General features: G+C 63.6%; 17 protein-coding genes. 14 read left to right on the top strand and 3 right to left on the bottom strand.

The genetic code is table 11. From position 1 onward, the window contains the following. Positions 1-23 precede the first annotated feature (23 nt). Together P5W98_RS32885 and P5W98_RS32890 are read right to left on the bottom strand one after the other, a co-directional pair. Positions 24-1,142 (bottom strand): muconate/chloromuconate family cycloisomerase, encoded by a 1,119-nt coding sequence (locus P5W98_RS32885; RefSeq protein WP_421028592.1) that lies wholly within the window; start codon positions 1,140-1,142, stop codon positions 24-26. Between the two features lie 136 nt (positions 1,143-1,278). After that, entirely contained in the window at positions 1,279-2,196 is a 918-nt protein-coding gene (locus tag P5W98_RS32890) for a LysR family transcriptional regulator (protein ID WP_421028593.1), read from the bottom strand. Positions 2,197-2,386: 190 nt separating this feature from the next. Between P5W98_RS32890 and catA the strand changes: the two genes are divergently transcribed. From catA to P5W98_RS32950, 12 genes are all read left to right on the top strand, one after another. Beyond that, positions 2,387-3,322 (top strand): catechol 1,2-dioxygenase, encoded by a 936-nt coding sequence (catA, locus tag P5W98_RS32895; protein ID WP_421028594.1) that lies wholly within the window; start codon positions 2,387-2,389, stop codon positions 3,320-3,322. Between the two features lie 128 nt (positions 3,323-3,450). Then, positions 3,451-4,809, top strand: a complete 1,359-nt coding sequence (locus P5W98_RS32900) for a Rieske 2Fe-2S domain-containing protein (RefSeq protein WP_421028595.1) — start codon at positions 3,451-3,453, stop codon at positions 4,807-4,809. Continuing rightward, the gene (gene benB, locus P5W98_RS32905; RefSeq protein WP_421028596.1) at positions 4,806-5,294 is read left to right on the top strand and encodes a benzoate 1,2-dioxygenase small subunit; all 489 of its coding nucleotides are present in this window, start codon (positions 4,806-4,808) and stop codon (positions 5,292-5,294) included. The genes P5W98_RS32900 and benB overlap by 4 nt, the downstream gene beginning before the upstream one ends. Positions 5,295-5,348: 54 nt before the next feature. After that, entirely contained in the window at positions 5,349-6,371 is a 1,023-nt protein-coding gene (benC, locus tag P5W98_RS32910; protein WP_421028597.1) for a benzoate 1,2-dioxygenase electron transfer component BenC, read from the top strand. After that, positions 6,368-7,144, top strand: a complete 777-nt coding sequence (gene benD / locus P5W98_RS32915; RefSeq protein WP_421028598.1) for a benzoate diol dehydrogenase BenD — start codon at positions 6,368-6,370, stop codon at positions 7,142-7,144. Before benC ends, benD begins: the two co-directional genes overlap by 4 nt. Before the next feature lie 3 nt (positions 7,145-7,147). Continuing rightward, entirely contained in the window at positions 7,148-8,353 is a 1,206-nt protein-coding gene (locus P5W98_RS32920; RefSeq protein ID WP_421028599.1) for a benzoate/H(+) symporter BenE family transporter, read from the top strand. 120 nt (positions 8,354-8,473) lie between these two features. Continuing rightward, entirely contained in the window at positions 8,474-8,926 is a 453-nt protein-coding gene (locus P5W98_RS32925; protein ID WP_421028600.1) for a MarR family winged helix-turn-helix transcriptional regulator, read from the top strand. A gap of 13 nt (positions 8,927-8,939) precedes the next feature. Next, complete coding sequence (locus tag P5W98_RS32930; protein ID WP_421028601.1) at positions 8,940-10,238, top strand: M20 family metallopeptidase; 1,299 nt, start codon at positions 8,940-8,942, stop codon at positions 10,236-10,238. A 32-nt stretch (positions 10,239-10,270) separates the two neighbouring features. Beyond that, positions 10,271-10,954: a trimeric intracellular cation channel family protein gene (locus P5W98_RS32935; RefSeq protein WP_421028793.1), complete on the top strand. Its 684-nt coding sequence runs from the start codon at positions 10,271-10,273 to the stop codon at positions 10,952-10,954. Between the two features lie 210 nt (positions 10,955-11,164). After that, complete coding sequence (locus P5W98_RS32940) at positions 11,165-12,271, top strand: porin (RefSeq protein WP_421028602.1); 1,107 nt, start codon at positions 11,165-11,167, stop codon at positions 12,269-12,271. A gap of 51 nt (positions 12,272-12,322) precedes the next feature. Further along, the gene (locus tag P5W98_RS32945) at positions 12,323-14,893 is read left to right on the top strand and encodes a glucose/quinate/shikimate family membrane-bound PQQ-dependent dehydrogenase (RefSeq protein ID WP_421028603.1); all 2,571 of its coding nucleotides are present in this window, start codon (positions 12,323-12,325) and stop codon (positions 14,891-14,893) included. Between the two features lie 81 nt (positions 14,894-14,974). Then, positions 14,975-15,979 carry a porin gene (locus P5W98_RS32950; RefSeq protein WP_421028604.1) on the top strand — a complete coding sequence of 335 codons (1,005 nt, stop codon included), beginning with the start codon at positions 14,975-14,977 and terminating at the stop codon, positions 15,977-15,979. 95 nt (positions 15,980-16,074) lie between these two features. Here P5W98_RS32950 and P5W98_RS32955 read toward each other — a convergent pair whose 3' ends face one another. After that, on the bottom strand, positions 16,075-16,437 hold the full coding sequence (locus P5W98_RS32955; RefSeq protein WP_421028605.1) for a hypothetical protein: 363 nt from the start codon (positions 16,435-16,437) through the stop codon (positions 16,075-16,077). Between the two features lie 315 nt (positions 16,438-16,752). Here P5W98_RS32955 and P5W98_RS32960 point away from each other — a divergent pair, with 315 nt between their 5' ends. Beyond that, positions 16,753-21,597 carry an NAD-glutamate dehydrogenase gene (locus P5W98_RS32960; protein WP_421028606.1) on the top strand — a complete coding sequence of 1,615 codons (4,845 nt, stop codon included), beginning with the start codon at positions 16,753-16,755 and terminating at the stop codon, positions 21,595-21,597. 570 nt (positions 21,598-22,167) lie between these two features. Then, positions 22,168-23,859: an aspartate-alanine antiporter gene (gene aspT / locus P5W98_RS32965; RefSeq protein WP_421028607.1), complete on the top strand. Its 1,692-nt coding sequence runs from the start codon at positions 22,168-22,170 to the stop codon at positions 23,857-23,859. Positions 23,860-23,907 lie beyond the last annotated feature (48 nt).

Genomic DNA, 23,907 nt, shown 5'->3' on the forward strand with positions numbered 1-23,907 from the left:
GGAAGCCAAAATACACGTGAATGTTATTTACGGCGATAGTGAGCGAGCTTGTCTTCATCGATTGCGATGCCAAGCCCGGGGCCTTCCGGCAGATGCAGACAGAAGTCGCGATACACAGGCCGCTCGACCACGATATCGTCCTTCACGAGCAGTGGTCCAAACAATTCCGTGCCCCACGCGAGCCTTGGCAGCGTCGCGAAGCAATGCGCCGCCGCGAGCGTGCCCACACTGCCTTCGAGCATCGTGCCGCCATAGAGCGCCATGCCGCCCGCGTCGCCCACGGCGGCCGTGCGCAGCGTGCCGTAGATTCCGCCCGATTTCATGATCTTCAGCGCGAACACATCGGCGCACGCACCGCGCACGAGGTCGAGCGCATCTTCCGGGCCCATCAGCGTTTCGTCGGCCATGATCGGTACGACGAAGCGCGCCGCAAGCCGCGCCAGCGCCGCGCGCTGCTCGCGGGGCACCGGCTGCTCGATCAGGTCGATGCCGGCGGCTTCGAGCATGGCGATGCCGGTTGCCGCATCGGCTTCGTTCCAGGCCTGGTTGACGTCCACGGTCACGCGCGCCCGGTCGCCCAGCGCGCGCTTGATGGCTGAGACGTGCGCCACGTCTTCGCGCACGCTGCGCCGGCCGATCTTGAGCTTGAAGGTGTCGTGGCGGCGCTCGCCAAGCCAGCGCTCCGCTTCGTCGATGTCGCGCTGCGTGTCGCCGCTCGCAAGCGTCCACAGCGTGGGCAGGGCGGTGCGCACCGCGCCGCCGAGCAGCGTGGCGAGCGAAACGCCAAGGCGCTTGCCCTGGGCATCGAGCAGCGCCGTTTCCAGTGCGCATTTCGCGAAACGGTTGCCGCGTGCGACCTTGTCGAGCCGCGCCATGGCCGCGTGAATATTGGTTGCGTCCACACCTTTGAGCGCGGGTGCAAGATAGGTGTCGATAGTGAGCTTGATGCCTTCGGGGCTTTCGTCGCCATACGAGAGGCCGCCGATCGTGGTCGCCTCGCCGATGCCTTCGACGCCGTCGCTGCAGCGCAATCGGACGATCACGAGCGTTTGCTGCTGCATGGTGGCCATCGCGAGCTGGTGCGCGCGAATGGTCGGCAGATCCACGAGGATCGCTTCAATGGAGCTGATGGTTGCGTTCATACCTGGCAGATTTGATCAAGTGAGTTGGACCGAGTATGCAGGCCGTGCGGGCGATGTGTCCAACACCGAAAATGTCTGAATCGATACTTGCCAGGTATGGTGCCAGTGGCGCATGCGCATTGAATGGCGAGCAGGTTTAGCGCTCCGGCGGCGCGAGGTGCTCCATTTTCTCTTCTGCGTAGAGCACATAGATGAGTTCGAGCATGCGGCGCACATCCTCGGATTCATCGAGCATGCGCGTGCTCATGATGATGGGCGAGGTGAGCTTGGCATCGTCGAGATCCTTGTACGACACGTCATCGCGCTTGAGGCCGTAGACGCTGCTCGGCACGATCGAAATGCCTTCGCCCGCCGCCACGAGTCCGAGTGCGATCTGCAGTTCGCGCGCCTCGTAAAGGTGTTGCGGTTCGAGCGCACGGTCGTGAAAGGCCGCGAGCACCTGGTCGGCATAACTGGGGCGCGGGTGCTTCGGGTAAATGATGACGGTCTCGTTGACGAGCTCGCGCAGCGAAAGCGTCGGCTTGGCATCGACGAGCGGATGCCCGAGCGGCAGCGCAACGATCAGACGCTCCTCGCGCAGCACCACGCGGCGAATACTCGGATCCTCCAGACGAATGCGCCCGAACCCGACGTCGATGCGGCCTTCCTTGAGCGCCTTGATCTGGTCCGTTGTTGACATTTCGATGAGGCTCAATTCGACCGCGGCATTCTCCTGACGATAGCGCCGGATGATTTTCGGCAGCATGCCGTAAAGCGTCGAGCCGACGAAGCCCACCGAAAGGCTGCGCTCAATCTTGCCCACGCGCCGCGTCATGGACTCGAGCTCGGCCGTCTGCGCGAGTAGCTGCACCGCATGCTGATAAAAGAAGCGGCCGGTGTCGGTGAGCTTGAGCGGGCGCGAGTCGCGCTCGAAAAGTTGCACGCCCAGCATTTCCTCGAGCTGCTGGATTTGCCGCGAAAGCGGTGGCTGGGCAATATGCAGCCGCTGAGCGGCGCGCGTGAAATTGCGCTCTTCGGCGACGGCCACGAAGTAGCGCAGGTGTCTCAGCTCCATGTTCATACCTGCCGGATATGGTCCTGATACTAATTCAGTGTTGGACGCGCCTACTGCCTGCCAACTATGCTTCTCTCACAGCATTCGACGCCATTCATTATACCTTCGGAGCATGAAAACTCCGGTCCGATTGAAGCGGCGAGAAATGCCGAGTTATTTTCCCTGAGATAAAGAAGTGGAGACAGTAGCCATGAGCGCGAAGGTATTCGACACCCAGGAAGTGCAAAACCTGCTGAAAGCAGCCACCAACCTCGGTGGCGCGGACGGCAATCCCCGCTTCAAGCAGATTCTCAATCGTTTGCTGGGCGATTTGTTTCAAGCCATCGACGATCTCGACATTTCGCCCGATGAAGTCTGGGCCGGCATTCACTATCTGAACAAGCTCGGCAAGGATGGCGAGGCTGCGCTCCTCGCGGCGGGGCTCGGCCTGGAGAAGTACCTCGACATCCGCATGGATGCAGCGGACAAGGCTGCAGGCATCGAAGGCGGCACGCCACGCACCATCGAAGGCCCGCTGTATGTGGCCGGTGCGCCCCTGCGCGATGGCGTGTCGAAAATCGACATCAATCCCGACGCGGACGCGGGCCCGCTCATCATTCACGGCACGGTTACCGGTCCGGATGGCAAGCCGGTCGTTGGCGCCGTGGTCGAATGCTGGCACGCGAATTCGAAGGGCTTCTACTCGCACTTCGACCCGACGGGCGCGCAAAGCGACTTCAACCTGCGCGGCGCAGTGAAGACCGGTGCCGATGGCAAGTACGAATTCCGCACGCTGATGCCGGTGGGCTACGGCTGCCCTCCGCAAGGCGCCACGCAGCAGCTTCTAGACGAAATTGCCCGTCACGGCAATCGTCCCGCGCACGTGCACTTCTTCGTCACCAGCGACAGTCATCGCAAGCTCACGACGCAGTTCAACATCGAAGGCGATCCGCTGATCTGGGACGACTTCGCCTACGCCACGCGTGAGGAGTTGATTCCTCACGTCGTCGAGAAAACCGGCGGTACGGCATTGGGCTTGAAGGCTGACACGTACAAGGACATCGAGTTCAACTTCGCACTGACCACGCTGGTGCAGGGCAAGGACAACCAGATCGTCAATCGCCCGCGCGCTTCAGTCACGGCGTAATACCCCGCAACATCCCGCTATGACGGTGGCCAGCTAGTTCTGCTGCCATAGCGGGATCCCGCAAAAATCATTCGATACCGATGCGCGAGTTCTGTGCAGGGGCCAGTTCGCGTCCACGGAGAGGAACCATGTCCGCCATTATCGACAAAGCTAACGAACTGGATCATCTGCTCGCCACGGCGGTGCAGGATGACAAAGAGGCCGGTATCTTCCGCTGCCGCCGCGATATCTTCACCAACGCCGATTTGTTCGAACTGGAGATGAAACACATCTTCGAGAACAACTGGGTGTATCTCGCGCACGAAAGCCAGATTCCCAATAACAACGATTACTACACCACGTGGATTGGCCGCCAGCCCGTGGTCATCACACGCGACAAGACTGGCGAATTGAACGCCGTCATCAATGCCTGTGCGCACAAGGGTGCGATGCTGTGCCGGCGCAAGCACGGCAACAAGGGCAGCTTCACCTGCCCGTTCCACGGCTGGACCTTTTCCAATACCGGCAAGCTGCTGAAAGTCAAGGACGAAAAGACCACCGAATATCCCGTGCAATTCAATACGCACGGCTCGCACGATCTGAAGAAGGTTGCGCGCTTCCAGAACTACCGTGGCTTCCTGTTCGGCAGTCTCAATGCGGATGCCGTGCCGCTCGAAGACTACCTCGGTGAAGCCCGCGTGATCATCGACCAGATTGTCGACCAGGCTCCGGAAGGTCTCGAAGTGCTGCGCGGCAACTCCTCGTACATCTACGAAGGCAACTGGAAGATGCAGATGGAGAACGGCTGCGACGGCTACCACGTCAGCACTGTTCACTGGAATTACGCCGCCACAATGGGGCGCCGCAAGGAAGACGGCACCCAGGCCGTGGACGCGAATAGCTGGAGCAAATCCGTGGCCGGCGTCTATGGCTTCGACTACGGGCACATCTTGCTGTGGACGAAAACGATGAACCCCGAAGTGCGGCCGGTCTATCGTCAGCGAGACGAAATCAAGGCGCGCGTGGGCGAGGTGAAGGCGGACTTCATCGTCAATCAGACGCGCAATCTCTGCCTGTATCCGAATGTGTTCCTGATGGATCAGTTCAGCACGCAGATTCGTGTCGTGCGTCCGATCAGCGTGGATAAAACCGAAGTCTCCATTTTCTGCTTCGCGCCGAAGGGGGAAAGCGCTGCCGACCGCGCGACACGCATTCGCCAGTATGAAGACTTCTTCAACGTCTCCGGCATGGGGACCGCCGACGATCTGGAAGAGTTCCGTGCGTGCCAGAACGGTTACGCCGGCATCACGGCAATGTGGAACGACCTGTCGCGCGGTGCGCCGTTGTGGGTCGAAGGCCCCGACGAAAACGCCAGCAAGATGGGGCTGAAGCCGCTCATTTCGGGCGAGCGCAGCGAAGACGAGGGATTGTTCGTGTGTCAGCACGAATACTGGGTGCGCGTGATGCGTGACGCACTGAAGAAGGAACAGCAAGGGGCACGGGCATGAGCTTCGATTACCGGAAAATTTGCGCAGCGCTCTACCGTGAAGCGCGACTCCTGGACGACCGCCAGTGGGACGAATGGCTCGCCTGCTATACGGACGATGTCACTTACTGGATGCCCGCATGGGACGACGACGACCAGTTGACCGACGACCACGAAAGCCAGATCTCGCTGATGTATTACCCCGATAAAGGCGGGCTCGAGGATCGCGTGTTTCGCATCAAGACCGAGCGCAGCGGCGCTTCGACGCCCGAGCCGCGCACCAGTCACAACGTCACGAACGTGGAAGTGCTGGCCGAGCGCGAAAACGAAGTGGACGTGCGGTACAACTTTCACACGCTGAGCCACCGCTACAAGGTGAATGACCAATACTTCGGCACGATGTTCGTGACGTTGCGAAAAGCTGGCGACGACTTGTTGATCGCATACAAGAAGATCGTGCTGAAGAACGACTATATCCGGCAGGTTCTCGACGTCTACCACGTTTGACGTCGAGCCAGAAGCCATCAGAGGCAAGTATCACAGGCAGTGGAGGAGGTTCCCATGTCCAGTTTCAAGGTTGCACTGAATTTCGAGGACGGCGTCACCCGTTTCATCGACTGTAAGGCGGGGGAGAAGGTGCTCGACGCTGCCTTTCGCGCGAAGATCAATTTGCCGATGGATTGCTCCGATGGCGTGTGCGGTACCTGCAAGTGCCGCGCGGAGAGCGGCAGCTACGATCTCGGCGACGATTACATCGAAGATGCGCTGACCGAGGAGGAAAAGAACGGCGGTCTCGTGCTGACCTGCCAGATGGTGCCGCAAAGCGATTGCGTGATTGCGGTTCCCACCTCGTCTTCCGCGTGCAAGACAGGGCACGGCAAATTTGCCGCGACCGTCTCGAAGGTCGAGCAGCACAACGATGCAGCCGTGGTGCTCGAAATGAATGTGGATGCGAACGCGCCGGTGTTCCTGCCAGGGCAGTACGTGAACATCGACGTTCCCGGCAGCGGGCAGCGTCGCTCGTACTCGTTTTCATCGGCGCCGGGCGAAGCGAAAATCAGCTTCCTGATCAAGAAGATTCCCGGCGGCGTCATGAGCACGTGGCTGGAATCGGCTCAGCCCGGCGAAAAGCTCGAGTTGCACGGGCCGCTTGGCAGTTTTTATTTGCGCGACTTGCAGCGGCCGTTGCTGTTCCTGGCCGGCGGCACGGGCCTCGCGCCGTTCCTTTCGATGCTCGAAGTGCTGGCGCGCACGAATCCGCAGCAGAAGGTGCATCTGATTTACGGCGTCACGCGCGATCTCGATCTGGTGCAGGTGGAGGAGATCGAGGCGTATATGGCGAAGCTGCCGAATTTCAGCTTTGCGACTGTCGTGGCCGAAGCGGAATCGAATCATCCGCGCAAGGGCTGGGTTACGCAGCACATTCCGGCCGACGCACTGAACGACGGCGATGTCGACGTGTACCTGTGCGGGCCGCCGCCGATGGTCGACGCGGTGCGCAAGTATTTCGACGACGAAGGCGTGAAGCCGAACAGCTTCCAATACGAGAAGTTCACTCCCAACGCACCGGCGAAGGCGGCATGAACATGCAACGATTCACAGGCAAGGTCGTCGTCGTCACGGGCGCGGCGCAGGGCATCGGGCGGGGCGTGGCGCTGCGTGCGGCCGCCGAGGGCGGCAAGGTGGTGTTCGTCGATCGCGCCGATTTCGTTTCTGAAGTCGCCGCCGAGGCTGAAGGCGCGCAGACCGCGGGATTCGTCGCCGATCTGGAGACCTACGAAGGCGCGCGGGCGACCATGGCGTTCGCTGCCGAGAAGTTCGGCGGCATCGACATTTTGATCAACGGCGTGGGCGGCGCGATTCGCATGCGTCCGTTCGCCGAATTCGAACCGGCACAGATCGACGCGGAAATTCGCCGCTCGCTGATGCCCACGCTGTATGCGTGCCATGCGGTGCTGCCGCATTTGCTCGCGCGGGGTGGCGGAACCATCGTCAACGTTTCGTCGAACGCCACGCGCGGTATTCGCCGCGTGCCGTATTCGGCGGCCAAGGGCGGCGTCAACACGCTAACCCAGGCGCTGGCCATGGAATACGGCGAGCACAATATTCGCGTGGTCGCGAGCGCCCCGGGCGGCACTAGCGCGCCCGCACGCCGCGTTCCGCGCAATGCGGCCGGAGATAGCGAGCAGGAAAAAGCGTGGATGAACGAAGCGGTGCAGCAGGTCACCGAATCGACGTTCTTCAAGCGCTACGGCACACTCGACGAACAAATCGCGCCGATCCTCTTTCTGGCGTCGGACGAGGCCAGCTATATCACCGGCACCGTGCTGCCGGTCGCGGGCGGAGACAACGGCTGACACATGAACGCCATGCGCCAGTTGATCAAGGATTGCTCGCTGCCTGCCGTGCTCGCCGGATGCATCGCCACGCTGATCTCGTTCGCCGGGCCGCTCGTCATCGTGTTCCAGGCGGCGCAAGGCTTGCCCCATGCGCTGCTTGAATCATGGGTGTGGACGATCGCGGTGGGCTCCGGCGTGCTCGGCATCGTGCTGTCGTTGCGCTACAAGGTGCCGGTGGTCATCGCGTGGTCGGCGCCGGGCTCGGCGCTGCTGATTTCGCTGCTGCCCACGGTCGATTATGCGGCGGCAGTCGGTGCGTATCTCGCGGCAAGCCTCGTCATTTGTCTCGTGGGCGTCACCAGAACGTTCGACAAGATCGTTTCCAGATTGCCGGCGGGCATTTCCGCAGCGATGCTCGCGGGTATTCTGTTCGGCTTCACATCGAAGCTGTTTGTCGTGTTGCCCGCGCAGCCGGTACTGGTCGGCTCGATGTTCATTGCGTTCTTTATAGGCCGTCGCGCGTTCCCGCGCTATGCCGTGGCAGGCGTGCTCGTGGTCGGTGCGTTGATCTCGGTCGCGCTCGGAAAGCTCGTCGGCCACGTACCGCCAATGCAGCTCACCAGCCCGGTCTGGACCACGCCGCGTTTGGACTGGCAGGCCATCGTCAACATCTCGTTGCCGCTGGTGGTGGTGGCGCTCACGGGACAGTGGGTGCCGGGCATGGCGGTGATGCGCAACGCGGGCTACACGCGGCCCAGCGCCGGGCCGGTCATAGCATGGTCGTCGGCGGCTTCCGCTTTGCTCGCGCCGTTCGGGTGCCATGGCCTGAATCTGGCCGCAATCACGGCGGCCATTTGCACGGGCCACGAGGCGCATGAAGATCCGGGCAAACGCTATGTCGCCGGGGTATCGGGCGGTGTGCTGTATATCGTGCTTGGCGCCATCGCCGCGACAGTGCTCTCGCTGTTTGCCATGCTGCCGAAGGAGTTGATCGCCGCGCTCGCGGGGCTTGCGCTGTTCCCGACTGTCGCAAGCGCGTTGGCCGCATCGATGGCCGATGCCGGCGATCGCGACGCCGCATTGGTCACATTTATTGTTTCGGCATCGGGCATGTCGCTGTTCGGTTTAGGTGCGGCTTTTTGGGGGCTGCTGTTCGGTCTCGCGGCGCACGCGTTGCTGCGATGGAAGTCTGTGCGCCAACCCCGCATGAGCGTGATTCAAAAATGAACCGGGCGGCCACACGCGCGGCGCCGCGTCATTTGCAGGAATCTGGTTGAAATTTTCAACTAAATAACTATACTCCCATGCGTCACCGGTCTTGCCGGTGCACGCCACGGGAGTACGCGCTTGTCCACAGGACTCTATTCCGGTTTTCTCACCTTCAGGCTCGACCTCGCGAGCGCGCTGCTGATCGAGCGCGCCAACGCCGTCTACCGCGAGCGCTGGGGTCTCGACGTGCGCGCGCTGCGCGTGCTGCGGCTCGTTTGCGGCGAGGCCGGCATCACGCCCAAAGCCGTTTCGCAGCGCGCCTTGATCGAAAAAACCCTGCTCTCCAAGACGTTGGCCGAACTGGAGGGGCGCGGCCTGATCGTCCGCGATACGCATGCTCAGGACCGCCGCAGCGTCGCACTGAGCGGCACGCCCGAAGGCGTCAAGGTGGCGAGGGCCTCCGCGAAGGCGGGCGCCGCGCTCGAAGCCGAGCTCTCGGCCGCACTCACGCTTGGCGAGCGCAAGATACTTGACCGCCTGCTGGAAAAACTTTCAGATAGCCTGCTGGTGAACGCCAGCGGCGCAACCTGACCAGGAGTGACTCATGCACAATCTGGCTTCATCGTTCGCACCCGACATCGACGCGCTTTTGCCCGAGCTTGAGTCGATCTACAAGGACCTGCACGCGCATCCGGAACTCTCGATGCAGGAGTTCCGCACTGCGCAAATCGTCGCCGATTACGTGGAAAAGCTCGGCTTCGAAGTCACGCGCGAAGTCGGCGTGACCGGGGTGGTGGCGCTGCTGCGCAACGGCGAGGGCCCGGTGGTGATGCTGCGCGCCGACATGGACGCGTTGCCGGTGACCGAGTCCACGGGTTTGCCCTACGCGAGCAAGGTCACCGTGAAGGACGAGGACGGCGTGCAGGTGGGTGTCGCGCACGCTTGCGGCCATGACATGCACGTGACCTGGTTGCTGGGCGCCGCGCGTTTGATGGCGGCGCATCGCGACGGCTGGCGCGGCACGCTCATGGCGGTGTTCCAGCCCGGCGAGGAGGTGGGCCGCGGCGCGCGCAGCATGGTCGACGACGGCATGATCGCGCGCTTTCCGAAGCCCGACGTCATCCTCGGCCAGCACGTGATGGTGGGCTCGGCGGGCACGGTCGGGTATCGCAGCGGCACGATTCTCTCGGCCGGCGACAGCATCAAGGTAAAGCTCTTCGGCCGCGGTTCGCACGGCTCGCAGCCGCAGACGTCGATCGATCCGGTGATCATGGCGGCCTCTACCACGCTGCGCCTGCAGACCATCGTTTCGCGCGAGATCGCGCCGAGTGATCGCGCCGTGCTCACCGTCGGCTCATTGCAGGCGGGCACGAAGGAAAACATCATTCCCGACGATGCCACGCTCAAGCTCAATGTGCGCACCTACGACGAGGACGTGCGCGAGTACATGCTCGGCGCGATCCGGCGCATTTGCTGCGCGGAATGTGCAGCTTCCAATGCGCCGCGCGAACCTGAGTTCACCACGATCTCGACCCTCCCGCTTACCGTGAACGACGACGCCACCACCGCGCGCCTGCGCACGGCATTCGAGGCGCATTTTGGCGAGCGCGCCTACGAAACGCAGCCTGCGGCCGCCAGCGAGGACTTCAGCGTGTTTGGCCGCGAATGGGGCGTGCCATACGCGTTCTGGTTCGTCGGCGGCACCGATCCCGAGATTTACGCGAAGGCCAAAGCGGCAAAGAAGATCAACGAGATTCCGAGCAATCACTCGCCCTTGTTCGCGCCGGTTATCGACACGACGCTGCGTGCGGGCGTCGAAGCCATGCTTTGCGCCGCCGGCGCGTGGCTTGGCTACGAGAATCAGCGCGAGTGCACAACCGGACAGGAAAGCGAGGCAGCGTGAGCGCAGCACTGGGTGCGCACGTCAGCGCGCATATGAACGCCCATACGGCGTACACGGTCCTCGATCTGGTCGGCACCTTTGCATTCGCGATCTCGGGCGCCGTGGCCGCGCGGCAGCGGCGGCTCGATCTGTTCGGCATCATCGTCGTGACCTTCATGGTGGCGTGCGGCGGCGGCATCGTGCGCGATGTGAGCATCGGCGCGATTCCGCCCGCGGGGCTGTCCAACTGGGCGTATCTGGCGGTGTCGCTGCTCGCGGCGGCGCTCACTATTGCCGCTTATCCAAAAGTGCGGCGGCTGCGCCATCCGGTGCTGTTTTTCGATGCGATCGGGCTGGGACTGTTCGCGGTGTCGGGTGCGCAGAAGGCGTGGATCTGGACCAACAGTGCAGAGACCGCGATCCTGCTCGGCATGGTGAGCGCGGTGGGCGGCGGCGTGCTGCGTGACATTCTGCTTTCGCGCGTTCCCGCGATTCTGGAGCGCGAGATCTATGCGTCGGCTGCGCTCCTGGGGGCGGCGTTACAGGTCGGGCTCAATGCGGCCGAGTGGTCGTCGTCCTGGACGCCATGGGTCGCGACTGCGGCCTGCGTGGCGCTGCGGCTCGCGGCGCTGCATTTCGGCTGGCGTCTGCCCGTGTTTCATGCGCGTGAAGGCGCGAGGCACACGCATTCCCGTACCAATCCGGCCGACGATCGGCAACACCAAAACGAACGATAGCGTGTTCAAGGGCCGATGAAGCGCGGCCGTCCATGCCGCGCATGATGGCGGCGTGCAGCGAGAAAGCACTCGCTTCAATGACGCGCTATATTTTTCCAGACGCAGTGCGGTTGGATCAGTGTGCATCGAACGATGCCTGGCCCCTGGCGCCGCGTGAAGCATCCCCAGCGGTACGGAAAAGCGAAGCAAGAAACCCACCTGGGAGCTGAGATGGGAAAAAAGCAACTGGGCGCGTGTGTCCTGCTCGCAGCCAGCACGGCTGCCTCGGCACAATCGAGCGTGACGCTCTATGGCCGCGTCGACGGCGGCATCGAATACCTGAACCATATCGCCAACGGCACGGGCGGCAGCTCGACCCGCTGGAGCGCGGAAGGCGGAGATTGGGGCACCAGCATGTTCGGCCTCAAGGGCAGCGAGGATCTGGGCGGCGGCACCCGTGCGCTGTTCGACCTCGAAACCGCCGTGCAGATCATGAACGGCACCACGGGGGGCGGCCGGTTGTTCTCGCGCCGCGCCTATGTCGGCATGAAGAACGAGACGTGGGGCCAGTTGCAGGCGGGCCGCAATCTCTTCATCGACAGCGATGGCGTATGGGAATTCGATCCGTTCGTGCAGCAGGCGGTGTCGTCGGCTTCGCTCGTGCGCGGCCGCAACTGGCAGCAGACCAGCAACAACGTCGAATATCACAGCCCGGTCTGGCATGGCTTCGACGTGCAGGGGCAATATGCGTTCGGTAATCAGCCGGGCGCATGGAACAGCGGCGCGCCGGGCGAGTTCGGCCGCTCGGACGGCATCATGCTCACGTATCACTCGTCGCTCTTCGACGTGCGCGGCATCTACGACGAGCTGCGCGATCAGAACGGCCGCCTTTCAAACATCTTCACGGCCTCGCGCGAGTATTTCGCGGGCGGCAATCTGCGCGTGCAGAAGTTCAAGATTCAGGCTGCCTACACGCACTATTCCGCGCCCGACTCGCCCGTGGGCGTGGCGCATAGCGCCGACCACTACTGGTTGGGCGCGACCTACCAGGCTACGCCGCGCTGGGCCATGACGGCGGCGGGTTTCTATATTCACGTGGGCGAGGGCGGTGGCGACGCTGCGCATGATCCGTCGAGCCATGCCATGCTCTATGCGCTCGGGACCACTTACAACCTGAGCGCGCGCACCTTCCTTTACGGCACCGTTGCGTACGTGGATAACAGCAAGAACGGGACCTTCTCGGTGTTCGCCACGCCGCGCGATTCGGGTTCGCCCACGAGCCCGATGGCCGGCGAGTCGCAGACTGGCGCGTACATCGGCATGATGCACGTATTCTGATCTGATCAAGAGCGGTGAAAGCGGCGCCCTCAAACGGAGGTTGAGACCATCATGTCCAGGCAAGCTGCATCGTCGACGTCGCCGGGGTTCATCGGCGGCATTACGCTAGTTTTCATCGCGCTTACGGCGCTCTATCTGCTGGCGGGCGGCGCATGGCTGCTTTCGCTCGGCGGCTCTCCGTACTACGTCGTGACCGGCGTCGTGCTGCTCGGCGTGACGTGGCTGTTGCACCGGCGCAGTCCCGCCGCGCTCGTGCTCTATGCGCTCGTGCTGGTGGGCACGGCAATCTGGTCGCTCTGGGAGTCGGGGCCCGACTTCTGGGCGCTCGCGCCGCGCTCCGGCGTGCTGGTCGTCTTTGGCGTGTGGCTCCTGCTGCTCGTGAGCTGGCGGCTCGAAGGCGCGAAGAAGCTGGGCGTGAGCACGCTCGTCGCCGCGCTCGTGATCTGGGCGGGCGTGCTGGTCTACGCGTGCTTCAACGATCCGCAGACGATCAACGGTTCGTTCGGCGCATCGGCGGGTACGACGCCTGCTGCGAATCCCGACGGCATCGATCCTGCCGACTGGCCCGCCTACGGTCGCACTCAGGAAGGCACGCGCTATTCGCCGCTGCAACAGATCACGCCGGAAAACGTGAAGAACCTGCGGGTGGCCTGGACCTTCCGCACGGGCGACATGAAAGGCCCGAACGATCCGGTCGAGATCACCAATGAGGTCACGCCGCTGAAGATCGGCAAGCTGCTCTATCTGTGCTCGCCGCACCAGAAGCTTTTCGTGCTCGACGCGCAGACGGGCGAGCTCAAGTGGAAATTCGATCCGAAGCTGCAGGCCGATCCGTCCTTCCAGCATGTGACTTGCCGCGGCGTGTCGTATATCGATCTCGCGGCGAATGCGGCGAACGCGGCAACAACGCCCGCCGCCGCCGCGAGCGACGTTGCAGCCAGCGCTTCGTCCGCGCAAGCCGCGGCATCGGACGCCATAGCCACTTCGTCGACGCAGGGCGCTGCGCCCGCCAGCGACGCAGGCGCATCGGCCAGTCAAGCTGCCGCGCCGGCGAGCGATGCCGCACCGGCCGCGCCAGCGACCACCGCATCGGCGAACGGCGCCTGCACGCGCCGCATCCTGCTGCCCGTGAACGACGGCCACCTCTATGCCCTCGATGCGATCACCGGCGAGCGCTGCGCGGGCTTCGGCAACAACGGCGAGCTCGACCTGCAGCATGCGATGCCGGTCAATACGCCGGGCATGTACGAGCCCACCTCGCCGCCGGTCGTCACGAACAAGGTGATCGTGATGGCGGGCGCGGTGGAGGACAACTTCTCGAACCGCGAACCGTCGGGGGTGATCCGTGGCTTCGACGTACGCACGGGCGAGCTGCTCTGGGTGTTCGACACGGGCGCGGAGAGTCCGAACAAGATTCCAGGCCCGGGCGAGCATTACACGTGGAATTCGCCGAACTCGTGGGCGCCCGCCGCCTACGACGCGAAGCTCGACATCGTCTATCTGCCGATGGGCGTGAAGACGCCGGACATCTGGGGCGGCGACCGCACGCCGCTGATGGAGCGCTACGCGAGCGGCATCCTGGCGCTGCACGCGTCCACAGGCAAGCTCGCCTGGTTCTACCAGACCGCGCACCACGACCTGTGGGACATGGACATGCCCTCGCAGCCCACGCTCGCCGACATCGCCGACAAGGACGGCAAGACCGTGCCGGTGGTGTACGGCCCTGCGAAGACGGGCAACCTGTTCGTGCTCGACCGCCGCACCGGCCAGCCCGTCGTGCCGGCGCCCGAAATGCCGGTGCCGCAAGGCGCGGCGCCTGGCGACCACGTCGCGCCGACGCAACCGTTCTCCTCGCTCACGTTCCGCCCGAAGAAGCTGCTCACCGACGCCGACATGTGGGGCGCGACGATGTACGACCAGCTCGTGTGCCGCGTCATGTTCCACAAGCTGCGCTACGAAGGCACCTTCACGCCACCTTCGCTGCAAGGCACGCTGGTATTCCCGGGCAACCTCGGGATGTTCGAGTGGGGCGGCATTGCCGTCGATACGGACCGCCAGATCGCCATCGCCAACCCGATCGCGCTGCCGTTCGTCTCGCGGCTGATCCCGCGCGGCCCGGGCAACCCGATGGAGCCGGAGCCGGGCGCCAAGGGCAGCGGCACGGAGTCGGGTATCCAGCCGCAATACGGCGTGCCCTACGGCGTGACGCTCAACCCGTTCCTCTCGCCGTTCGGCCTGCCGTGCAAGCAGCCGGCATGGGGCTACATGGCCGCAATCGATTTGAAAACCAACGAGATCGTGTGGAAGAAGCGCATCGGCACGGTGCGTGACAGCTCGCCTGTTCCGCTGCCGTTCAAGATGGGCATGCCGATGCTGGGCGGCCCGATCGTCACGGCGGGCGGCGTGGCCTTCATCGGCGCGACGGCGGACAACTATATCCGCGGGTTCGACGTGAACACCGGCAAGGAGATCTGGCGCGCCCGTCTGCCGGCAGGCGGCCAGGCCACGCCGATGAGCTATTCGGTCAACGGGCGGCAGTACGTGGTGATCGCGGCGGGCGGGCATGGCTCGTTCGGCACGAAGCTCGGCGACTACGTGATCGCCTACGCGTTGCCGCAGTAACGCGTGCGGCTTTGTGTGTGGTTTTGTGTGCGGCTTCGCGCCCGCTTTTGCGAGCGGAGCGCGCCGCCAGGCGCGCTCGTCTTGCTCTTCGTGCTCTTTGTGCTGGCGGCGCACCCGCGTGACGCGCATGCCCAAAGCACCGTCACGCTCTACGGCTTGCTCGACACGAGCATCGAAGTCACCAACCCTGGCGCGGGCTACGTCGCGCGCATGGACTCGGGCGCGTATCGCGGTTCGCGCATGGGCCTGCGCGGCGCCGAGGACATCGGCAACGGTGTGCGGATTCTGTTCGCCCTGGAGAACGGCTTCGGCTCGAACGACGGCACGTTCGCGGTGAATAACACGATTTTCAACCGCCAGGCGTGGATCGGCCTGGGCACGCCGTACGGCACGCTGCGCGTGGGCCGCCAGTACTCACCCATCTACATTCCATTCAAGGGCGGGCTCGATGCGTTCGGCGCGGGCACCATCGCCTCGGGGCTCAACAATCTCTCGAAGATCACGCCGTACGAGAGCAACGCCATCACCTGGCTTTCGCCCGAATTCCACGGCTTCTCGACGACGCTGATGATCGCGCTGCGCAATGCGAGCGATGGCGATGGCAACGGCATCGCGGGAAACATCGAAACCTTTGTGTATCGCAACGGCCCATTGCGCATTTCATACGCGCACCAGCAAACGCATGGCAATGGCGCGCTGCGTGCGAATCTGGGCGGCGTTTCGTATGTATACGGCCCGATCACGGGTTTTGTTTCGTTCTTCAACGGCGATGGCGGCACGCCGCGCTATCACAACGATGGCGTGTCGATATCGGCGCGCTATGCGGTGAGCGCGCGTTTTCGCGCTGCGCTGGGCTACACGTTTATGCGCGACCGCTCCGGCGGCGACAATGACGCCGACCAGTTCAGCGCGGCTTGCGAGTACGACGTCTCGGCGCGCGTATTGCTTTACGCGAGCGCTGGTTGGCTGCGCAATCACGGGCAGGGCGAAATGACGTTGCGTGGCGTGAGCGTCACCGGTCTTCCGCCATCGTGGCCGGGCGCGACGGTGCGGGGTGTGCAGCTCGGGATGATCGACCGGTTCTAGCCGCCGGCCCTTGCCTTTGCGGCGCGCTTTGCGCTTTCTGCCCGTGGCAATCAGCGCTCGACCTGGCAGGACGACTTCGACAAGTTCAGGATCGGCTAAACCGGTGACGATGCGGGCCGGCTGTTGCACGCCTCGCCCAGCTCGAACGAGAAGTCGAGGCCCACTGCCGGCCGCCTGCGCCCATAGCCGCCGTCGATGAAAGGCATCACGCGCGGCGGCGGCGTCTTCGATTTTCCGGATGAATCGAACTGGGGAATGGCGAGATTGTCGACCTTTGCGCTGTCGACGATGTTGCGCGTGGCCTTGACCGAAACGCTGGAGCCGTTGAATAACGCGCCGCTGAGCGCACTGCCCGTGGCGCCGAGGTCCTGCGCCTGGGCAAGCACCGGAGCCAATAGCGCTGCGCACGCGATCATCGCGCGCAGCGTCAATTGCCTCGTATTGCTAAACGAATCCACCGCATCTCTCCTGAAAGCCGGGAAGCGCTGGCAGCGGAGCTGCTCCGGCAGATTCGACTTTACGCCGGGAGTATACGAATCCATTAAACGAAATGCAGCCATTTTCAGGCGTTAATTGTCGCTTTCTTGTAACCCGTATTCGACCCCGTAAATTGAAAAGGGCACTGCCAATAGGGTCCTGTAAATGCTGCAATGCGGCGCGCCACGCTGTTCAGCACCGCGCGCAACGCGCACATCCAGCCCTTTCCAGCGTGAGGCCGGTGCATAATGAACTCCCGCCGATGCAGTCCATGGCCGTCCTTTCTGGAGTCCGCCATGCAAGTAAGAAACGAGGAATTCGTCACCCATCTGCTCTCCGATCTAGTGGAATTCGCGCGTGGGCGTTTACCCGAACCGACCTTCCAGATCGTCGAACCTTTTCTAAGGCATTACTACGACTTCGTCGACGCCGAAGACCTGCGCAGCCGCAGCGTGGCCGATCTCTACGGCGCCGCCATGGCGCACTGGCAGGCGGCGCAGCGCTTCGTGCCGGGCAGCGAGCGCATGCGGGTCTACAACCCGATCCTCGAGCAGCACGGCTGGCACTCCGACCACACGGTGATCGAGATCGTCAACGACGACATGCCGTTTCTCGTCGACTCGGTCTCCATGGCCGTCAACAAGCTCGGGCTCGCGCTGCATTCGGTGATGCATCCGGTGTTTCGCATCTGGCGCGGCCAGGACGGTGCGATCGTGCGGGTGGACATGGGCGGCGCGGGCGCAGACGACGGCCAGTCGCAACTCGCCTCGTTTATCCATTTCGAAGTCGACCGCTGCGGCGATGCAGCGAAACTCGAGGAACTGCGTGGCGCTATCGCCAAGGTGCTAGGCGACGTGCGCGCGGCGGTCGAGGACTGGCCGAAGATCGTCGAGGTGGCGCGCGCCACGATCAAGGCCATGAAGGCGCGCGAAAGCAGCGCCGAAGACGTCGAATCGCGCGCGTTCCTCGAATGGATGGCGGCCGACCATTTCACCTTCCTCGGCCAGCGCGACTACGCGCTCGTCGAGCACGGCGATGGCTTCGCCCTGCGCGGCGTGGAAGGCTCGGGCCTCGGCATCCTGCGCGAGTCGCTGCGCGCGCCCGGCACGCCCGATACGACGCCGCTGCCCAGCGCGGCGTCGGAAATCATCACGGGCGCGTGGCCCATCTTCCTGACCAAGGCGAATTCGCGCGCGACCGTGCATCGGCCCGGCTATCTCGACTATGTGGGCGTGAAGCTCGTGGGGCAGGACGGCAAGGTGAGCGGCGAGCGGCGCTTCGTGGGGCTCTACACCTCCACGGCCTATATGGTCTCCAGTTCCGAAATTCCCATCGTGCGCCGCAAGTGCGCGAACATCGTGCGGCGCGCGGGCTTCCTGCCCAAAGGGCACCTCGGCAAATCGCTCGTGACGGTGCTCGAAACCTGGCCGCGCGACGAACTCTTCCAAGCCGACGAAGACGACCTTTTCGACGTTGCCATGGGCGTATTGCGCTTGCAGGAACATCAACGCACGCGCCTGTTCGTGCGGCGCGACCGCTTCGGCCGTTTCGTGTCCTGCCTCGTGTACGTTTCGCGCGACAAGTACAACACGGATCTGCGCCTGCGCGTCGCCAATCTGCTCAAGGAAGCGTTCAACGGCGAATCGGTGGAATTCACGCCGCTGCTGTCCGAATCGGCGCTCGCACGCATTCATTTCGTAGTCCATGCGAAAACCGGCGCCATGCCCCAGGTGAACACGCGCGAGCTGGAGGCGCGGCTCGTGCAGGTCACGCGGCGCTGGCAAGACGATCTGGCCGACGCTTTGCTCGACGCTTTTGGCGAAGAGCAGGGCACGCGGCTCCTGCACCGCTACGCCGATTCGTTTCCCGCCGGCTATCGCGACGACTATCCGGCGCGCACCGCCGTGCGCGACATCGAGCTGATCGAGCGCGTGCAAGGCACGCGGCGCATTGCCATGAATCTTTACCGCCCCATTGAAGCCGGACCGCGCGCGTTCCGCTTCAAGGTGTACTGCACGGGCGAAGCCATCGCGCTGTCGCGCAGCCTGCCGATGCTCGAGCATCTGGGCGTGCGCGTGGATGAAGAGCGTCCTTACATCATCGAAGCGCCGGGCTGCGAACCCGCATGGGTACACGATTTCGGCCTCGAGCTCGCCGACGACGCGGAGTTCGACATCGAACGCGTGAAAGACCTGTTCGAAGACGCATTCGAAGCCGTGTGGAGCGCGCGTATCGAGAATGACAACTTCAATCGCCTCGTGCTGCGCGCATATTTGAGCGCACGCGAAGTCACCATTTTGCGCGCGTATGCAAAGTATCTGCGCCAGGTGGGATCGACATTCAGCGATGCCTATATCGAGCGTGCCCTCACGGGCAACCCGGCCATCGCGCGCCAACTCGTCGAGCTGTTCGTCATTCGTTTCGATCCCATGGTCGGCGATGTGGGAGAAGCGCGTGAGGTGCGCACCGAGCGCGCGCTCAAAGCCATCGAAAGCGCGCTAGACCAGGTCCCCAATCTCGACGAAGACCGCATACTCAGGCAATTTCTCGGCGTCATCAACGCGACGCAGCGCACCAACTATTACCGTCGCGATGCGGACGGCGCGCTGCTTCCGTCGCTGTCGTTCAAGTTCAATCCGGCAAAAGTGCCCGGGCTGCCCGAGCCCAAGCCGATGTTCGAGATCTGGGTCTACTCGCCGCGCGTGGAAGGCGTGCACCTGCGCGGCGGGCGCGTCGCGCGCGGCGGCTTGCGCTGGTCCGACCGGCGCGAGGACTTCCGCACCGAAGTCCTCGGCCTCATGAAGGCGCAGATGGTGAAGAACGTGGTGATCGTGCCGGTGGGCTCGAAGGGCGGCTTCGTGGTGAAGAATCCGCCGCCGCTCACCGACCGCGAAGCGTGGATGCGCGAAGGCGTGGCGTGCTATCAGACCTTCCTGCGCGGCCTGCTCGATCTCACCGACAACCTCGTGAACAACGTGATCGTGCCGCCGCCAGACGTGGTTCGCCACGACCCCGACGATCCGTATCTGGTGGTTGCGGCGGACAAGGGCACCGCGACCTTCTCCGACTACGCCAACGCGATTTCGCACGAATATGGCTTCTGGCTCGATGACGCCTTCGCTTCGGGCGGCTCGGTGGGCTACGACCACAAGAAGATGGCGATTACGGCGCGCGGCGCGTGGGAGTCGGTCAAGCGGCACTTCCGCGAAATGGGCGTCGATACGCAGGCGACCGACTTCACCGTGGTCGGCATCGGCGACATGTCGGGCGACGTGTTCGGCAACGGCATGCTGCTCTCGCCGCATATCAAGCTGGTTGCCGCGTTCGATCATCGGCATATCTTTCTCGACCCCAATCCCGATCCGGCAACGAGCTTCGCGGAACGCAGCCGGCTCTTCGCGCTCGAGCGATCGAGCTGGGCCGACTATGATCCCGCGGCCATCTCGGCGGGCGGCGGCGTGTTCGCGCGCACCGTGAAGACCATTCCGCTTTCGGCGGCCGTGCAAAGCGCGCTGGGCATCGAGGCGGCGTCGCTCGCCCCAACCGAATTGATTCGTGCGATCTTGCTCGCGCCCGTCGATTTGCTCTACAACGGCGGCATCGGCACCTATGTGAAGGCCGCGCGCGAGACCCATGCCCAGGTCGGCGACAAAGCGAACGACGCGGTGCGCGTGAACGGCGCGGAACTGCGCTGCAAGGTCGTGGGCGAGGGCGGCAATCTGGGCGTCACGCAGTTCGGCCGCATCGAATTCGCCCAACGCGGCGGGCGCATCAATACCGACGCCATCGACAATTCAGCGGGCGTCGACTGTTCGGATCACGAAGTCAACATCAAGATCTTGCTTGGCCTCGTGGTGGCCGATGGCGAGATGACCATGAAGCAGCGCAACACGCTGCTCGCCGACATGACCGACGAGGTCGGATTGCTCGTGCTCAGCGACAACTACTACCAGACCCAGGCGCTCTCGATCGCGGGCCGCTACAGCGCGGAACTGCTCGATGCGGAAACGCGGCTCATGCGCTGGCTCGAACGCGCGGGCCGCTTGAACCGCGCCATCGAGTTCCTGCCGACCGACGAGGAAATCGCGGAACGGCAGGGGGCGAAGCTCGGTTTCACGTCGCCCGAGCGCGCCGTGCTGCTCGCCTACAGCAAAATGTGGCTCTACGACGCGCTGCTCGAATCGGACGTGCCGGAAGATCCGCTCGTCGCCAACTTGCTGATCGATTATTTTCCGAAGCCGCTGCAGCAGCGCTACAGCGAACCGATGCAGCGCCATCCGCTGCGCCGCGAGATTCTCGCGACCCACCTGACGAACGCGCTCGTGAACCGCGTGGGCTGCGCGTTCGTGCATCGCCTGATGGAAGAAACAGACGTGCAGCCCGGCGACATCGTGCGCGCATGCATCATGGCGCGCGACGTGTTCGACCTCAACGATGTGTGGCGCGACATCGACGCGCTCGACAACCGCGTGCCCGACGACGTGCAGGCACGCATGTTCGTCGACGTTGCGCGGCTGCTCGAACGCGCTGCGCTCTGGTTCCTGCGGCATCTGCAGGCGGGCGCGGTGGACAGCGAAGGGGCGCTGCTCGCGCGTTGCCGCGACGCGGCGCAGCGGCTCGCGCCGCAATTGCCGATGCTATTGCCTGCCGGCGATCTCGAGGCGTTGTCGGCCCGCCAGGCGGCGCTCGTGAACGCGGGCGTGGAGAGCGCGTTGGCGGTGCGGGTGGCAAGCGGTGAAATTTCCATCGCACTGCTCGATATTGCCGATGTGGCGGCGGCGTGCGACCGGCCGCTCGAGCACGTGGCGGCAGCGTATTTCGCGCTGGACATGCGCCTGAACTATGGCTGGATCGGCGAACGCGCGGCGGCGCTGCCTACGCCCACGCATTGGGACACGATGGCGCGTGCAGCGGCGCTTGCGGAGGTGGCGCGCCTCAAGCGCGCGCTCACCACGAATGCGCTTGCCGCCGCGCCCGACAGCGCCGATGCGCAAGCCCTCGTGGATGCCTGGTGCGAACAGCACGCAGCGGCGCTCGAACGCTACGGGCACCTGCTAGCGGAGTTGCGTGCGACGAGTGGCGTGAGCCTTTCCGTGCTGCTGGTGATCGTGCGCGCGATGGCGGCGCTGGAGCGACCTTGAGGTGCAAGACGTCACGCGGGAACCATCGGCTAAATGCGGGTGGTTCCCGTGCTGAACATTTCGCGAATTGGCATTGCGTCAATCAATAGATTTAATCTCCGGAATTGATAATCTCGAGTCAATGTGGATGTCCATTCCGATTCTTTCAATAATTAATAAAGCCTTTCATGAATGAATTGCGTCAATTACACGCATTCATTTATTCGCATCGACTCGATCTCTTAACGCTACTTCCTGCCCGCGTGCAAGCACAACGCTTGTTCGCGCGTCTTCGTGCGCTCCACGGGGAGCCGCTCGCCCACCGTGTCTACGCCCGCTGGGAACGGCCCGTCGGGTTCGGAAACACCGGGTCCTTCAGCACGCGGCGCTATATCGATCAACTGAAATTCGGTTAATTTTCACAAGAATTAGAGCGCTATCAAAGCGCCAATTTAATTGCATCGGAATTTGACAGAAACGAGAGTCTTTAAGAGAGGCCTGTGCGATGCTTCCGCTCAAAATCCGAAGGCATGAAATTCGCCATGCCCGCGCGATGCGTGCCTTTCGGCAAGACCATGAAAAGGAAACACTATGTCGTGGCTGACAGACACACTTCGGCAGTACCCCGAGATCGCCATCTTTCTTTCGTTAGGCATTGGCTACTGGGTGGGGGGCAAGAGCTTCAGGGGCTTCAGCCTCGGGGCCGTTACGGCAACCCTGCTTGCGGCTATCGCCATTGGCCAGCTCGGCATCACGGTTTCATCCAATGTCAAATCCGTGTTCTTTCTGATGTTCCTGTTCGCAGTCGGTTATGGGGTGGGGCCGCAGTTCGTGCGCGGCATCGCGAAGGACGGCCTGCCGCAGGCCTTGTTCGCTGTCGTGCAGTGTCTGTTGTGCCTCGCCGCTCCCATCGTCGCCGCCAGATTCGCCGGCTATGACCTGGGATCCGCTGCGGGCCTGTTCGCCGGCTCGCAAACCATTTCCGCCTCGATGGGGCTCGCGACCGATGCCATCGGCCGGCTCCATCTTCCGCCGGAGCACGCCAAGGCGCTGCTCGACGCCATGCCGACCGCCTATGCTGTCACCTACATCTTCGGCACGATCGGCTCCGCGCTCATTCTCGCGACGCTCGGCCCGCGGCTGCTCGGCATCGACCTGCCGGCCGCATGCAAGGAATACGAAGCAAGCTTGGGCGGCAAGCGTGCCGGCGCGCAGGAGGGCCGCGAATGGCATGACTACCAACTGCGCGCCTATCGCATTGCCGGCAACAGCGCGCTCATCGGCAGCACGATAGGCCAGATTGAGGCTTCCGAGGCGGCGGGTGTGCGGCTTTTCATCGAGCGCGTCAGGCGCGCGGACGCCGTCCAGGAAGCCACGCTGGACTTCGTTGTGCAAGCCGGTGACGTCATAGCCGTTGCCGGGCCGCGCGACCAGCTCGTATCGCAACTCGGCCCGAGCGGGGCAGAGGTGGAGGACGCGGAACTGGTCGCCGTCAGCACCGAGGGCGTGGACGTTTACGTCACCAGCAAGTCGGTTGCCGGCAAGACCTTGCAGGAACTCGCGGACCTGCCCGGCGCACGCGGGGTGTACCTGAAGAAGATCAAGCGCGGGCCCACCGAAACGCCGATCCCGGTGTTGCCCAATACGAAGCTCGAACGCGGCGACACCGTCACGATCGTGGGCCGCACCCAGGACACCAGCGCCGCCGCCAAAGCACTGGGCGTGCTCGATCGCCCCAGCACGGTTGCCGACATTGCCTTCGTGAGCCTCGCCATCGCGCTGGGCGCGTTGATTGGCGCGATCGTGATCAACGTGCACGGCATTCCGCTAACGCTGTCCACGGCGGGCGGCGCGCTCATCGCCGGGATCGTGTTCGGCTGGCTGCGCGCGATCCACCCGACCTTCGGGCGCATTCCCGAACCTACCGTGTGGTTCATGAACTCCGTGGGTCTCAATGTGTTCATTGCCGTGGTGGGCATCACTGCGGGCCCCGGATTCGTCGCCGGCTTGCAGCAACTCGGCGTCAGCCTGTTCCTCTGGGGCATTTTCGCCACGGCGGCGCCGTTGGTCGTCGGCATGTATATCGCGCGCTACGTGTTCAAGTTCCACCCCGCGATCCTGTTCGGCGTATGCGCGGGGGCAAGAACCACAACGGCGGCACTGGGGATGATCTGCGACGCCGCACGCAGCCAGGTGCCCGGACTCGGCTATACGGTGACCTACGCGGTCGGCAACACGCTTCTGACGATTTGGGGAATGGTGCTCGTGATGATCCTGAGCTGATGTCTGGACCAATTAGATATTTCGCTAACTAATGAAATGGAGCACAAA

The sequence above is a fragment of the Paraburkholderia sp. A1BS-2L genome, assembly GCF_051125205.1.
Taxonomy (GTDB): Bacteria; Pseudomonadota; Gammaproteobacteria; order Burkholderiales; family Burkholderiaceae; genus Paraburkholderia.

Bases quoted from the DNA above. Each gene is read 5' to 3' on its own strand.
- aspT (WP_421028607.1), top strand. From the start codon at position 22,168: ATGTCGTGGCTGACAGACACACTTCGGCAGTACCCCGAGATCGCCATC.
- P5W98_RS32945 (WP_421028603.1), top strand. From the start codon at position 12,323: ATGTCCAGGCAAGCTGCATCGTCGACGTCGCCGGGGTTCATCGGCGGC.
- P5W98_RS32920 (WP_421028599.1), top strand. From the start codon at position 7,148: ATGAACGCCATGCGCCAGTTGATCAAGGATTGCTCGCTGCCTGCCGTG.
- benC (WP_421028597.1), top strand. From the start codon at position 5,349: ATGTCCAGTTTCAAGGTTGCACTGAATTTCGAGGACGGCGTCACCCGT.
- P5W98_RS32885 (WP_421028592.1), bottom strand. From the start codon at position 1,142: ATGAACGCAACCATCAGCTCCATTGAAGCGATCCTCGTGGATCTGCCG.
- P5W98_RS32935 (WP_421028793.1), top strand. From the start codon at position 10,271: ATGAACGCCCATACGGCGTACACGGTCCTCGATCTGGTCGGCACCTTT.
- P5W98_RS32900 (WP_421028595.1), top strand. From the start codon at position 3,451: ATGTCCGCCATTATCGACAAAGCTAACGAACTGGATCATCTGCTCGCC.
- benD (WP_421028598.1), top strand. From the start codon at position 6,368: ATGAACATGCAACGATTCACAGGCAAGGTCGTCGTCGTCACGGGCGCG.
- P5W98_RS32930 (WP_421028601.1), top strand. From the start codon at position 8,940: ATGCACAATCTGGCTTCATCGTTCGCACCCGACATCGACGCGCTTTTG.
- P5W98_RS32890 (WP_421028593.1), bottom strand. From the start codon at position 2,196: ATGGAGCTGAGACACCTGCGCTACTTCGTGGCCGTCGCCGAAGAGCGC.
- catA (WP_421028594.1), top strand. From the start codon at position 2,387: ATGAGCGCGAAGGTATTCGACACCCAGGAAGTGCAAAACCTGCTGAAA.
- P5W98_RS32940 (WP_421028602.1), top strand. From the start codon at position 11,165: ATGGGAAAAAAGCAACTGGGCGCGTGTGTCCTGCTCGCAGCCAGCACG.
- P5W98_RS32960 (WP_421028606.1), top strand. From the start codon at position 16,753: ATGCAAGTAAGAAACGAGGAATTCGTCACCCATCTGCTCTCCGATCTA.
- benB (WP_421028596.1), top strand. From the start codon at position 4,806: ATGAGCTTCGATTACCGGAAAATTTGCGCAGCGCTCTACCGTGAAGCG.